Source organism: Fictibacillus sp. WQ 8-8, from assembly GCF_024494405.1.
In the GTDB taxonomy this organism is placed as follows: Bacteria; Bacillota; Bacilli; order Bacillales; family Fictibacillaceae; genus Fictibacillus_C; species Fictibacillus_C marinisediminis.
Window position 1 is genome coordinate 503,199 of record NZ_JAMXKG010000003.1, and the last position, 13,751, is coordinate 516,949.

The 13,751-nt window shown below is 38.7% G+C and carries 17 protein-coding genes and 1 tRNA gene; 17 read left to right on the top strand and 1 reads right to left on the bottom strand.

The genetic code is table 11. The annotated features are described in order from the left end of the window. The first annotated feature begins 60 nt into the window (after positions 1 to 60). The 9 genes from M1K46_RS07950 (at position 61) to M1K46_RS07990 (ending at position 7,119) form a co-directional block, all read left to right on the top strand. A complete protein-coding gene (locus M1K46_RS07950; protein WP_256225634.1) occupies positions 61 to 615 on the top strand; it encodes a phosphatidylglycerophosphatase A family protein in 555 nt (184 codons plus the stop codon). A 120-nt stretch (positions 616 to 735) separates the two neighbouring features. Beyond that, positions 736 to 1,455 carry a DUF6143 family protein gene (locus M1K46_RS07955; protein WP_053354714.1) on the top strand — a complete coding sequence of 240 codons (720 nt, stop codon included), beginning with the start codon at positions 736 to 738 and terminating at the stop codon, positions 1,453 to 1,455. 111 nt (positions 1,456 to 1,566) lie between these two features. Then, positions 1,567 to 1,642, top strand: a tRNA-Val gene (locus M1K46_RS07960). Positions 1,643 to 1,753: 111 nt separating this feature from the next. Continuing rightward, entirely contained in the window at positions 1,754 to 2,668 is a 915-nt protein-coding gene (locus M1K46_RS07965) for a tyrosine-type recombinase/integrase (RefSeq protein WP_256225635.1), read from the top strand. Between the two features lie 83 nt (positions 2,669 to 2,751). Continuing rightward, the gene (locus M1K46_RS07970) at positions 2,752 to 3,558 is read left to right on the top strand and encodes an HNH endonuclease (protein WP_256225636.1); all 807 of its coding nucleotides are present in this window, start codon (positions 2,752 to 2,754) and stop codon (positions 3,556 to 3,558) included. A 51-nt stretch (positions 3,559 to 3,609) separates the two neighbouring features. Next, a complete protein-coding gene (locus M1K46_RS07975) occupies positions 3,610 to 4,263 on the top strand; it encodes a hypothetical protein (RefSeq protein WP_256225637.1) in 654 nt (217 codons plus the stop codon). 100 nt (positions 4,264 to 4,363) lie between these two features. Further along, positions 4,364 to 5,110, top strand: coding sequence for a hypothetical protein (locus M1K46_RS07980; protein WP_256225638.1), 747 nt, complete (start codon positions 4,364 to 4,366; stop codon positions 5,108 to 5,110). Next, entirely contained in the window at positions 5,107 to 6,036 is a 930-nt protein-coding gene (locus M1K46_RS07985; protein ID WP_256225639.1) for a hypothetical protein, read from the top strand. Before M1K46_RS07980 ends, M1K46_RS07985 begins: the two co-directional genes overlap by 4 nt. 486 nt (positions 6,037 to 6,522) lie before the next feature. Then, positions 6,523 to 7,119: a recombinase family protein gene (locus M1K46_RS07990; protein ID WP_256225640.1), complete on the top strand. Its 597-nt coding sequence runs from the start codon at positions 6,523 to 6,525 to the stop codon at positions 7,117 to 7,119. Between the two features lie 267 nt (positions 7,120 to 7,386). On the opposite strand, the gene M1K46_RS07995 is transcribed toward M1K46_RS07990, so the two are convergent. Then, complete coding sequence (locus M1K46_RS07995; RefSeq protein WP_256225641.1) at positions 7,387 to 7,686, bottom strand: hypothetical protein; 300 nt, start codon at positions 7,684 to 7,686, stop codon at positions 7,387 to 7,389. Positions 7,687 to 9,085: 1,399 nt separating this feature from the next. Here M1K46_RS07995 and M1K46_RS08000 point away from each other — a divergent pair. From M1K46_RS08000 to M1K46_RS08035, 8 genes are all read left to right on the top strand, one after another. Beyond that, positions 9,086 to 9,298, top strand: a complete 213-nt coding sequence (locus tag M1K46_RS08000; RefSeq protein WP_256225642.1) for an XRE family transcriptional regulator — start codon at positions 9,086 to 9,088, stop codon at positions 9,296 to 9,298. Between the two features lie 203 nt (positions 9,299 to 9,501). Next, the gene (locus tag M1K46_RS08005) at positions 9,502 to 10,311 is read left to right on the top strand and encodes a helix-turn-helix domain-containing protein (RefSeq protein ID WP_256225643.1); all 810 of its coding nucleotides are present in this window, start codon (positions 9,502 to 9,504) and stop codon (positions 10,309 to 10,311) included. A 111-nt stretch (positions 10,312 to 10,422) separates the two neighbouring features. Then, positions 10,423 to 11,064 (top strand): HNH endonuclease, encoded by a 642-nt coding sequence (locus M1K46_RS08010; RefSeq protein WP_256225644.1) that lies wholly within the window; start codon positions 10,423 to 10,425, stop codon positions 11,062 to 11,064. A 117-nt stretch (positions 11,065 to 11,181) separates the two neighbouring features. Continuing rightward, the gene (locus M1K46_RS08015) at positions 11,182 to 11,760 is read left to right on the top strand and encodes a hypothetical protein (protein WP_256225645.1); all 579 of its coding nucleotides are present in this window, start codon (positions 11,182 to 11,184) and stop codon (positions 11,758 to 11,760) included. A 96-nt stretch (positions 11,761 to 11,856) separates the two neighbouring features. Then, positions 11,857 to 12,009 carry a hypothetical protein gene (locus M1K46_RS08020; protein WP_256225647.1) on the top strand — a complete coding sequence of 51 codons (153 nt, stop codon included), beginning with the start codon at positions 11,857 to 11,859 and terminating at the stop codon, positions 12,007 to 12,009. 1 nt (position 12,010) lies between these two features. Then, positions 12,011 to 13,012, top strand: a complete 1,002-nt coding sequence (locus tag M1K46_RS08025) for a hypothetical protein (RefSeq protein ID WP_256225648.1) — start codon at positions 12,011 to 12,013, stop codon at positions 13,010 to 13,012. 65 nt (positions 13,013 to 13,077) lie between these two features. Next, positions 13,078 to 13,491, top strand: coding sequence for a hypothetical protein (locus M1K46_RS08030; protein ID WP_256225649.1), 414 nt, complete (start codon positions 13,078 to 13,080; stop codon positions 13,489 to 13,491). A gap of 13 nt (positions 13,492 to 13,504) precedes the next feature. Beyond that, positions 13,505 to 13,750 (top strand): hypothetical protein, encoded by a 246-nt coding sequence (locus M1K46_RS08035; protein WP_256225650.1) that lies wholly within the window; start codon positions 13,505 to 13,507, stop codon positions 13,748 to 13,750. The last annotated feature ends 1 nt before the right edge of the window (position 13,751 follow it).

Below are 13,751 nucleotides of genomic sequence, written 5' to 3' on the forward strand. Positions count from 1 at the left end.
TGTAATCAAGATATAAGTATTATTTGGGAAAAATCCAAGGAAAATACAGAGGTGAGCCCAATGGCAAAACGAGTCCATAGCCGTGATGTTGAGTCTGCAGCCAGAGCCCTGCTTGCAGAGCGGGGTGTAACGATTCCGGAAATCGCTGAAATTGTGTTTGAAATGCAGTCTCCCTTTTCTCCACAATTAACGATGACAGAATGTATTGAAAGTGTTGATGCCGTGTTAACAAAACGAGAGATCCAGCATGCTTTATTGGTTGGAATTGAGCTCGATAAATTAGCAGAAAGAAGGATGCTCTCTGAGCCATTGCAATCCATTGTGGAGATGGATGAAGGATTATTTGGTGTAGATGAAACGATTGCCCTTGGAGCAGTCTTTGGATATGGGAGTATTGCGGTTACGACGTTTGGACACCTTGATAAATATAAAATGGGTATCATTCGAAAGCTGGATACGAAAACATCCGAAGGCATCCATACGTTTCTGGACGACCTCGTTGCAAGCATTGCAGCAAATGCTTCGAGCCGGCTTGCGCATCGGCTCAGGGATCAGGAAGAGCGGCTGTCAAAGCAGGAAATGGAACAGCACGATCAAGAAGAAAAAATAGGATAAATAGGAGCTGTCCCGAATAGGGGCAGCTTTTTCATCACCCATTTTTCCAGTATGGATGGACCAAGTATAGCTTATCTACATATGGTAGTAATGTGAAACTTTATAGAAGGGAAAATGCATATGCAAAATAGAATGTACCCGTATGGTCCTGGGGCGGGTTACGGCTATGGGCAAGGCAACTATGGGAACCCAAACGTGAATCCCAATATGAATTATCCGAACCCTAACATAAGCCCAAACATGAATTATCCTGTCAGCCCCAATATGAATTATCCGGTAAGTCCTAATATGAATGTAAATATCCCGTTCAGCCCCCAAATGAAATACCCTAAAGAAGAAAAGCCGACAGAAGTAAGTCCGGCAGAGGTGACGAAAGCCAACAATTTTCTAGGGATCACAGAGACGCTTTCCGTCTGCCCATGTCCTCCAGGAGAGAACGTGTGGGCGGCCCTCGTTAATCCGGAAGGTTCAGGTGTAGATCTGGCGTTACAGCGAATCACCATCTCCAATATGACGTGCAGCCCGATAAACGCTCAAATCTATTTTAAGCCAACGCTGCCGTTCAATGGAAGAATGTCAGGAAATGTTACTCCTGCAGACTTGTCAAAAACTCCATCCGCCCGGCCAAAAGGACAGATTCAATTTGGTTCGCTTCCTAACTCTCCAGTGAACGGAGTTTTAGCAGCATCCAGAATCATTCCTCCATACAAAAGTATTACCGTTGATCTGGATGGATTGTGGGTCATCGCATCAAGAACAAATGTAATGGTTTTCCTTACCTCTACATGCGATGACAGCAGCCTGAAATCTACTGTAGCTTTTGAATGGGAAGAAAAGTGATGGTTTACAAATTAGGCCCTTTTTTAGGGTCTTTTTATTAATTTTAAAAAAGCAGTTGCAAACTAAGTGAAAAATGAGGTATACTTCTATTTGTCCGATACATAATCAATTGATCCGATAGCTCAGCTGGGAGAGCGCTACCTTGACAGGGTAGAGGTCGGGGGTTCGAACCCCTCTCGGGTCACCATACATATTTAGAGCTAAAAGTGCACAGGGCTCAACCTGTGAGCTTGTATAACCTTCTTAGTGAACTCTGTACGGTTTAATCCGAAAAGAGAACATTAAGGAGGTTTTTTTGTTGGCTTCAATTGAGATGATGGAAAAAGAGTTCCTTGCTGAGAAGAAGTTCCAAGGGTTAACCGAAAACAGTTTGAGGAGCTACATTGACTTTTTTAAGTTGTGGAATGAGTGGCTGGCTCAAGAAGGTCTGGAAAGAATTGACCAGCTTAATAGTAGGAACTCAAAAGCCTTTCTCATGTGGTGCATTGAGGAAAGAGGCAATAAACCCAAGACAGTGAATACAAAGTTAAAGCTGATGAGGTCTTTTGCTAAATGGCTTCATGAGGAGCAGATCACTGAGGAGTTATTTACAAAGGGAGTAAAAATGCAACGAGAGGACGACTCGCCAAAGATACTGGCTGATAATGACTTGAGGGACGTTTTGAGGCACCTGAGGAGGCAGCATAGAAGAGAACACAGCTTCACAGCAAGAAGGAACTACACGCTTATTATCTTCTTAGCTGGGACAGGTTTGAGGCTCAATGAGGTGTGTTCATTAACTTGGAGCGATATAGACCTTGATAGTTCCCTGATCATGATAAGAACAAGTAAGAGCCGGAAAACACAATCAGTACCCTTGAGTGATACCTTGAGAGCTGAGCTTTTGGATTACCAGCACTATCTAGAGAATAAACTCAAAAGATTACCCGCTTCAGTGTTTTCTACAAAGGAAGGGGAGCCTTTAAAAAAGGATTCCGTCCAAAATGTATTTAAGCGACTCAGAACCAGTGTAGGCTTGGAAGGTCATTTCTCACCCCATACTCTGAGGAATTACTTTATCAAGGGTGTTCTCAAGGGTGGTCTTAATCTGAGACAGGCTCAGCTCCTCGCTCGTCATAGCAAGATAGATGTTACTCGTCAGTATGTTGGCTACTTTAGTCATGAATTAAAGGAATGCCTTGATGAGGCTAACCCACTAAGAGGGCTATTGTAATGAAAATGACTGACTACCTTTGAGTTGGAGCTGGCTAGAAAAATCAGGATTCGATAAAATCAAAATAGAAAGGTGGGGGATTTATGACAGCAAAAGATGAGCACTTGGCTCTTACTTCTGGGATTGGTTTAGCTGGTATGGCTGTTACTAACTTTTGGAGTTACAGCCAAGAAGCGTTTAAAGTATTTAAAGAAGAAATTATTGACTGTATTGTTAAACCAAACAAAAAAACAGCGGTTCATTGGTATCTATCATTTTTCCAAGATATTTCAGAAGAGATACATCAAATAAAGAATAACTTGGATATGGAATATGCTTTTAATGTAATGAGAAATGTTTTAGATGAGGTAAACTTGAGACCAAACCTTCAGGTTCCAGACTTTGAGGGTTGTGCTGATGAGTGTGGTCACTTTGACTGTGATTGCTCAGAGGTAATCGATAAGTGGATCAATTATATTAATGAAAATAACCATGAGATAGATGAGCTTATTATTCATTCTGCTTTTCAGTTTATTTTTCAAGATAGAAAGTTCTTACATGATTTTCACCTCGAATTATCTCACCTAATTGAAGAAGAAATGGGTATGATTATTGAGAATTATCCAGAATACGTAACCAATAAAAGAAGATTCAAGCGACAATACTTCCCGGAGTGGCTAAAAACAGGAGTCTTTTATCGAGATAAAGGAACATGTGTAATTTGTCGCTGTGACCTATCGAACTTAATTAGAATACAGAACAAAATAAATATAGACCATATCATTCCTCTGAACGTTTATGGTAGTAATGACGCTTCTAATATGCAGTTACTTTGTGGCAAATGCAACACCACCAAAGGAGACCGTACAACTGAGACTAGCTCGGTGAATGTACCATTCTGGAACTTATGAAAAAGAGACCTTCTTTGAGCTAGGTCTTTCACTATGCTAGGAGGAAGATTGATGAAGAACATTAATCACTTATTTAATGACCTAGAAGAATATAGAACACCTTTAGAAATGAAAAGGTATTTTGAAGAGAAGAAACAAAATATAAACAAAAATAATGAATATGTGAAACTTGCTAGGCTAAAAAAAGGTCTTATCAAGGAATTTTTAGAGGAATTCTATCCCCTATATTTATTTAGTCAATCAAAATACTGTGATGTTAATTCAAAGTGTAAAATAATCCTTGGTAATCAAGGATATGATGGCTCGATTATTCACCAAGACGGGACAGAAAAAATGATTGAAATTACTTCTTACATGGATGGTAAATGGGAATTTGAGGATGCTAAAAGGCTAAACCTAAGAGGGTATGGTGATATTCGCTTTAATGATAACAATAGCCTAGATGATCGAACCCCAGTTTATTTTAGTAAAATTGTTGAAAACATAAAAAAGAAGAGTCAAAAAAATTATAGTGGTGTTTGTATATTATTTGTTGTAAATACATTTGATTATTTTGAGATTTACGACAATAGCTCTCAAGAATTTGTTAACAAGTTAATAAAAGAAATTGCTAAAATCGAATTTATAGCTGATGAGATTTATTTGTTGGTGTTAAATGAGCAAGGTGTAAGTCAAATTGATGAAAATCTTTACCTTATTAAATAGTTTCTTCATTTAGTTGGAAGCTTTTTGAGTGACATCTGCTGTAGTAAATATTTCCTTTTGAGGTGTATAATTTTATTATCATTTAAAAAGGGGATATATTATGTTTGGCTTAAATATCAAGAGTGTGATCAAGTACGGTTTAATCTTATTACTTTTTCCTGTTGTTATCAACTTCACAGTATTCTCAGCAAAACTCCCTTGGGTGTTTGGAAATGAGGATAATTGGCTCTCTTTCTGGGGGAATTACACTGGAGGAGTGATAAGTGCTATTGTCGCTTTCTTTGTTGCCAGTTCACAAATTAATAAACAGCTTCAGAATGATTTACACAAAGAAGAAAGAGCTAGAATAATTAATCAATTGCCAGCATTGGTACGTATTAAGATTGAATTAGAACTTATCATTACTACTTTAAAATTTGCGACTGTAACAAAGAGGAAGCTTGAGAAACATAATGCAAACAGTGTTGCTAAATATACTGCTCAGTCAATTGATGAGGATAACTGGATTTATTTAGATCGAATAGTGGATATTGATATGCAGACTAATTTGATTAAGTGTAAAAGTTTTTACAAAGATTTTTCAAGTGCCTTGACTTTTCCATATGACCTAAAAAGAGCAAGACTTATGGAATCATCTGATAATTCCCCAAGTGAATATGCTCAGTGGGTTGCCTTAGAAGAGGAAATTGAGGGTATGAAGCTTACTTTAGATTTTGGGTTCTACAAGCTCGAAAATAACTATATTGAAGAGCTAGAAGGACTTTTAAAAGCGATCAATAGAGAGATCGAAAGGGCTAAAAAACTTCAACTTCCTCAAAACAAAACTATGGAACAAAATGAATTATGAGAAAAGGAAAAAAGCATCGTCTAAAAAGTAAAAACACAAAAAATGTATCTTTTATTGAGGATAAACTAAAAGGGAAAAGGCTATATATATTTTTGGTGTTTTGGATGATATGCATAACTGTACCACCTCTTATAGTCTCGGTAGGGCTTATCAAATATGGGGTGGGCTTGAGCAATGCATTGTTAAGCATATCCTTTGTTTTACTAGTAATTACTGGTTTAAGCATTGGTTTTCTCAAAGGAAAATTTAAAAATTATAGTAACCCTTATTGGATTCTGATACTGGGTCTTATTACAACCTTTGTTGGTTTTACCTTATCAGGTGCTTTTCAAGAAATAGTAAAGGACAGGGAAGATCAATCTAAACTAACTCATAGGTTATATGCTTTAATATTGGAATCCAAGCAACAAAGAGCTGGACTAGGAAGGACATTAGACGATTTCCAAACGGTTTTGTTTGAGGAAAGTAAGAATAACGATGAAAAAGAAAAGCAATTCTACGTAAGAAAGCAGTTTAGTGTATATAATGAAAGTGATGCAAAGGACATTCTCCTTTCTGATGTACGTAAATATACAATAAAGCAAAATGATAGGGAGTTCCAAGACCTTTTAATATCAAATACCGGAACCACTTCTCAGATATATAATGATTTAACTTTCAAATCTAATAACCCGGAAGAAATGTTACATAGTTATTTTGAGCTTATTTCTCTTTATTATCATATGGATGAGCGTGTTTCTATTTTGGGGGCTGAGTTGCAATATTTGGCGGGTCAAAATTGGGATAAGGCTAAGAAGGATTTAAAGCAGCGGAGAAGAGAAAATAGGAACTTTGCGTTGGAATTAATAAATGAGTCAGAGGAAACAATGAAAAAGCAATATCCTGATACAAATATAAAAGTCGATAAGAATAGCTTACTTAAATAAAGTTGTATATTATGTTTATTCGTATGCAATATCCACATTTAATATTAAGAACACCTCCCTCGATGAGCTCGAAAGTCTCCCTCAGAGTATCAGTGTAGTAAAGTATCACAGTAGCACCACTACTCCCCTCCCTGAGGTGTCACTCTTGAGTCACAGAATATAACTGGCTCATAAGATCAAACAAAAACCACCCTGAGAGTTGGCTCCTGATTACTCTTTCTCTACAGCTCTTTGGAAGTAGCTATTACAGACAGCATTTTCTCTTTCATCACCCTGAAGTACTGCATCCCAAATTTGGCAGTGGTCTAAATGTCTTGTTCTATCCTGTTCCTTCCAGAGTAAACTGAAAAGCTACTCTTCCTAGAATCCACCTCATATGTATCATTTGGGTAAGATCATATGATACAAATTATTGACTCAGTAAGAATCAGTGTTTACAATGTATCATATACATGTATCATAATTAAAATGGAAAAGGTGATACTTATGAGATACGGATATGCAAGGGTTTCCTCCTCAGGTCAAAACTTAGAAGCGCAGCTTAAGCAGCTTACTGAGAACAGGTGTGAGAAGATATTCAAAGAGAAGATAAGTGGTAAGAGTGCAGACAATAGAGAAAAATTCCAAGTTCTCCTTGAGACAGTGCAAAAAGGTGACACGATTGTAGTTACCAAGCTAGACCGTTTCGCGAGAAGTACTAAAGATGCCCTTAATATTATTGATATGCTAAACGATAAAGGAGTTGGTCTCGTAGTCCTCAACATGGGAGGAGACACTCTGGACACTACAACCCCGACAGGAAAGCTCATGGTTACATTGCTTAGTGGTGTTGCTGAGTTTGAATTAGGGTTAATCAAGGAACGCCAGCTCGAAGGTATTGAACTTGCTAAGCAAAGAGGAGTATATAAAGGTAGACCAAAAAAGTACACTGATAAGAATAAAAGCTTACAGCACGCTCTGGAGTTGTTCTCCAATAGGGATAATAATAAAATGACTGTAGATGAGATATGTGAAATAACAAAGATAAGCAGAGCAACTTTATACAGAGCTATCAGGGATAACAGAACAAGCTCAAATAGCTAGGAGGATCACTGAGGAGTAACACCCCACGAGAGGCTCTCAGGGAGCTCATATGAGTTTTCGCTTACGTCTAATACAATCCCCCAATATAACACCACAAAGAACCCTCACGAGGCTTATATAGGCTCTACAGAGGGCTTAGAGTAGCGAATATGAGTAACGCCTCAGGAGAGCCCATCAGCGGGCTCCTGTAGGCTTTTTAGGTTTATCTAATACAATCCCATTAGAATGCTACAAACGCTCCTCAGAGTGATGGTATGGGGCTCGAGATTACTCTTTAATATCGTAAATATTGTAAGTAACCACTGGAGAGGGCTTATCATCCTTTACTCTCCATTCCTTCCATACAGACTGATTGTATCTTTCCTTTCTAATCTTATCCCATTTTTTATTTTCCTTAGAGTTACCTACAGTAGGTTGAGCCTTACTATTGAACTTATTTCTTATCCTTTCATTCTCAACAGGATCATTAATTATGTTGTTCATTGCTTTAAGTTCTTCTAGTCGTTTTTTCTTTTCTCTTTCCTCTTTAGTCAACATTCCAACTTTTTCTCTTTTAGATTTCTTCATAAGCTTCACTCCTTATAGAACCTTGTAGCAATCCATTATTATTTATATCTTCTCGAGGATTTACATAAGGAGTCAAGCAAAGATACCTTGTATTATTAAGGTGTTACCTTGGTAATTACCAGCTCATAATTTATGATAAATGTTCGCCTACATAGTTCCCTCCTCAGGGAAAGCGAAAAATCATGAGACCGGGGGGGTATCTCGCTCCCGCATGGTGTGATTTATAGATGAAATAAAATCCTAGAACCCGCTTTTGGAGTCCACCCCATTAGTGTAATACGTTAGTGTGCTAAATTACTCCCCCGTGAGTCCACCTCAATGATCCAGAGACTAGTGAGTACAACTAGGATGGGGGGGGGTTAATTAATCCAGCTCATATTTTTTTTATAAAATTTTTTCTCTAGAACCCCGCTTTGGAGTGGAGCTAGGAGTTACCCGGCTCAAGGAATAAATTAAAAATAAAAATAGGTGCCTTCTTGAGGTGGAGCTCTAAGGGGAGCTGTCTTTATTTTATTGATTTACTGAGATGGCAAACTCAAAAGGTAACATTGAGTAAATAGAATTTCTTTAGTAAATGTTACTTTTTTAAATGATAAAGCCACACTCCTTGTTATTACCTCTGGTAATATTCCCATCAAAGTAGCACTCATAGGACAAGCGAGGACAATTGAGGAGTACACTCTTCAGTCAATACTTGAGACAGGAGCTAGGGAGGTAATCAATCAGGGGCTCTTGAGTGGTTCCTGTCTTGGGTTGTCTCTTAAAACTCATCATTCAGTAAAGAAACTTTATTTAGGAGATGATTAGTTTTGGAGTTTAACTTAAAGTTATCCCGGCTCGTAAATGAATAAAAAAAAGAAATATAGCTCCCTTCTTGAGGTGACAACTAATAGTGCAGCTACTCAAGGGAGCTGTTTTTATTTTTATTATTGTTTCTTGAGGTGCCAACTCCTTAAGCCCAGTATTATCAAGGCTTTGGAGGTGTTACTCGGGAGGGAGTAAACACTTGTCTGAAATATATAGTGAAGGGGTTAATAAACCACTTTTATGAGCTAGAACACTTGTTTGTAGACAGGGTGCTGTTAAGTAATATGAGAAGGTTAATAAGCCACTTTATGAGTTTTAACCTTCATAGGACTTTAGTCTGGTTGACCGTTGCTGTTATATAGTAGTAGAAGGGTTAATAAGCAACACCGTATCGGGCATTATTGCCCCACACTCTCCCAGAGGGCTTCAGTGGCTCCTCCCACTGGAGCTTCTCCTTCATAGGTTTTAACACGTATCGTTTCCATTCATTTTATAATCTTTGACCATTTAGCCACTCTGAAGGGTGGTTTTTTTCTTATGGTTTATATGATTATAAGCTAACTAAATTACATTCTAAAAAGGAGGTAGGAAAATGAAAATGATTGTTATTAATGATCTAGCTAATGCAATCCGCTCCAAAGGTTACACTCAAGTACAATTCGCTGAAAAACTTGGAGTAGATCAGCCAACAGTGTCCCGGATGTGCAAGCAAAAGAGGTACACTCTTGAGCGACTTCAAGAAGTACTAGAAGCACTTGGCGAGACAGACATCTCAAAGGTAATCAGAGTTATAGAAGAAAAGTAATGAGATGCCTCAATAATTTACACAAAGATATAAGAGCATTTGTTGAGGTGGATAGCTGTTCAACCTTAGAGCCCCAAGGGTTTAAGGCTGTTTTAATAGAGCTCATATATGATACTGAAAAAGGCTAATAGAGCTCATATATGATACTGGAGCTGAATGAAAAATAAATATAAGAAGCTGTAAATACAGCAGGAGAGTAGGAAATGGACTTAAACATGACTGTAGGGCAATTGATTGAAGCAGGGGGAGAAGTGAAGTCTCCTCAAAGAGTCAACTCAGACAAGGCATATAAAAAGCGAATGAGTCAGCAAGATCCAAGAAGTTTTGTGCAAGTGAATGACAGAGGAGTGGTACATGTGAAGTCAACTTTAAATTTAACTCAAGCAGGGACGTTATTTAGTCTCATGGCTTATTTAGATGATAAAGATGGCAATTTAGTATTTAGAGGCGAAAGGCTGGGTACAGAGCAACTTTCCAAGCTACTCAGTGTTAGCAAAACGAGCTTAAAAAGAAATATTTCTGAGCTGGTTAACTTGGGGTACGTAATTGATGAAAAAGTGGGACGAAAGGTTTTCTATTCAGTTAACCCTCAAATAGCCAAACGAGGAGTAAGAACGGAAAAAGACCTCTTCTCAAAGCTATACAATGTGCACCTCAGGGAATTGATTCAAAAGCTCACAGTTCAAGAGTTAGGTTTCTTGTTCTTAATGATCCCTTATTTCAATACAAAGTACTACACGCTTTGTCAGAACCCCTATGAGCTTAATTCCAGTAAGGTGGAGCTATTTGACCGAGAACGTTTCGCTGAGGAGGTAGGACTTTCATTAGTACAGGTAAAAAGGTTGATTGCTAACCTTCTCAAGAAGCAAGCTTTGATTGGCTTGAGAACTTGTAGAACAGCTATAATCATTTCCCCAAAATTGGTGTCAAGGCAACAGAAGTTCGTAAGCATTGAAGAGGTCACTGATATTATTGGAAATGAGTTAAACGTAAAAGAACGTATGCAGTGGTAGACAAAAATAGATAGTGGAACACACCCCAGCAAACTAATTGGTGGGTTATTGGGTGTTCCTGCAGTTCTACAAGGAAGTCAAAGATTAGAAAAATTAATGGAGGGTACGGAAATGAACAAACAGGGAGAAATTTTCACAGTACAAGAGTCAAGGAGAACAAAGCAGCTGGAGCTCTTGAGTCCAACTGGAGAAGTAGCTCAAAAGGTATGCCTTGATTGTTGCAAGGTCAAGTTAATAAGCAACTTTCCAAGATACACCGAGGGAAATTACAGACCAAGGTGCTATGACTGCAACAGAGAGCACCACAGAGAGTATTCTCAAAGTATTGAAAACAAAAGGGTGGCTAGTAAACAGAACTTCAGAGCAAGTGAAAAAGGATTACCTCACAACCTTACTGAGCAGGACATTATTGAACTTAAAGTTTTTGCTGATGGAAGATGCATGCTTACTGGGATGAAGGTTGAGAAGTTAGAAATAGACCACGTGCAACCTCTGAGTCATGACTGGCTAGGTTCAACTCCGGGGAACATTATTTTGGTGTCTCCTCAGGTGAACAATAAAAAGCACAAGAAGTCACTGCTTGAGTTCCTTGATTCGGGTCTTTCTGAAGGCTTTGTTGATAAGGAGCAGCTCAAGAAGACAATTCAATATTTAGCTGGTAAGAATGATATGAGTCCAGCTCAGTATATTGGGTTCCTCAGAAATTGTGAGGAGCTGGCTAGAAGAAATAAAGAGTACTGGCAGGCAATCTAAGCAACTAAGCACCACCTATAAAAAGCACACCCTCATTGATTCTCTGATGAGGTTATTTAGCATTCAAAAAAAATAACAGGAGCTCCCCAAAAGGGTTGAGCTATGGAGGATACCACTATGGCATTATTTAACAAGAAGAGCGAATTGGAGAAAAACGCGGAGGAAATCTCAGTGGTAAATGGTCGTATTGCAGATGCTCAGTCTCACATGATTGACCTCACTAAGATCCGAGAGGGCATAGAGCTGGAGCTTACACTTGGAGCAGACAGTGCATTAGAGAAACGCCTTAAAAAATTAACTGCAGCTGAGGAGAAAACAAAGAAGGACATAGCTGAGCTTCAAGAGCGCCTCTCGCAGCTCCACCAAGCTATTGCTGATGAGGAAGCTAGACAGCGTAAAGCACAAGTAGCAGAAGCAGGAAAAGCTCATGAGAATGCAGTCTTTGAGGCTTACAGAGCCATTATGATTAGACAGGAGATGGAAAAGCTGCTCCCGATGTTTGATAACGTCTCAGGGTTAGTTGAACCCGCTGAGCTTAAGCGTATGGCTGGTTTGGGTTATGGTGAGAGTCTTGACTCTTCAGATGAAGCTGATTTGATTGCAGCTCGTAACAAAGCTGAGGAGGCTGGCAGAGAGCGGGCTGAGAAGGAAGCTCAAGAGGTAGTAAGCAAGCTTAGAAAAGCTATTGGACTCTAAGAAAAACTAATAAAGGTACTACTAAGGAGGAGGAGGAGCTGTAAAGGCTCCTCTTATTAGTTTCAACTAATACGGTTAACTATGGGGGAGAGGAGTATGGGAGAGAATTTTGTTCAAGAATTTAGAAAGCAGTTGGCAGATAAAGAGCTGGAGCTTGCAGAAAAGTTAGCATTGATACAGCTCAAAGTAATTGGAGTTGACAACTTGCTTGCAGATTTAAAAAAGACAGACGAAAGAGGTGAAATATAAAATGAACAGTTCAGAGTTTGTAGTTCTAATGAATAAAATTATAGACAAAAAGATGGGTAGTAAACCTTTTAAGCTTGGAACGATTGATCCAACTTACACAAATGGTAACCCGAGAATTATATTCGATGGGGAAACAAAACCCAGCACAAAGCAATATACAAAGCTCAACTCTTACCAGCCAAAGCCAAAAGAAAGAGTATTGCTTGCTAGTATGGGAAGAACTTATGTGGTGGTTGGTGCTCTAGGAGACTCCAGTGGTGGCACTAATGTAGATATTCCTTATACCACAGTAGGAAACGCTATGAAGTTACTTGATAGTGTTTACCTCCCAAATGACGCTAACTTCTTTGCTTACATGTCAGATGGCACCTATGCCAACCTTGTGACAATGGAGCAGAATGACATATTCAAAGTAGGTGACTACAATATCCCAAAGGCTTGGTTTATTGCTGAGGAGTACATCTCCTTTAAGGTACCAAAGATTGAAGTTGTTCAGGAGCTTAATGCTGATCACACTAATAAAACTCCTTCTCGTGAGGTGTACCACCAAGGCAATGCTACTCACCACTGTATGCTGGGAACTGATGGAACTGACACTCAGGTGGCTACTCAGAACGCTGTTAACCTTATGACTATACTTGATAATGTTTTCTCAGTTTTCCCAGCAGATAACCTCACAGGGATTAACTACACAGTACCACGAGCAGGAGTTTACAACTTTGATATAACCGCCAAGATTGGAGCAGCAGTCACCAAAGATGGATATATACGCTTTGGCTTAAGAGTTAACCGAGGAGGCACCATCACAGATTATGATCTGAAAGACAGACCTTACCACATCAATACTGTATATGGGACTCCATTCATAGATGCACAGTTCATTTATAAGCTTGCCAAAAATGATATTGTTACACCTTATGTGAAACCTCTTACCGAGAACATTACTCTTGGAGCTGGCTCAAAAAGCAATATTTATTATTTGGGAGATGCACCATTAATTTAAGTTATTTGTGGTGAGTTAATATTCAAAGATTATTAGTACTAAAAAAACTATTGAGGTGATTGATTATGAATAGAGGATTAACAGAAGCAGAAGAAGGACGTCTTTCACAAATTGTAAGCAAAGCACTTGATAAGTCACAAGGCAGCCTTTCTGAGGAGGAGATAAAGGATCTTCAAGCTCTTATTAAGAAACTAGGAGCCATTAAGGAAGCTGAAGACGAGAAGAAAGCTTCTGAGTATACGCTGTCTGAGAAGATTGACTTAAGACTTAAGCTGTCATACGCAAATAAAGCTCTAGAGTTAAACCAACAAAAGCAACCTTTTGGAGTCCGCTTAAAAGCACTCAAAGAGGAAATGGAACAGTTTAAAAATAGCTGGGCTTACAAAGAGGCTATGAGGAAGCATGAGGAGCTAAAACAGAAGCAAGCTGATGAGAAATTCTATGAGGAGCATGTTAAACAGTTCGGTAAAGAACTCTAGGAGGTGGTGTCTAATGGATAACAATCAGAAAACCCTCATAGCTGAAACTATGAAAAACCTTCAGGAAGCTGTCCTCAATGAGCAGAGCCTGACATTAATGTTTCAATACGAAGGGGAGCTCACTAGCCTAGCTGGTGAGTCCTTTTCTTTAGGGTTCCTTGAAGCTTTAGCTAAAGCTAACCTTGGAGCCGGGAATTTCGTAATTGATGTGTACCTGTCAGAGGTATTCAAGGGAGAAAACAAAGGAGGCGAGATATAAT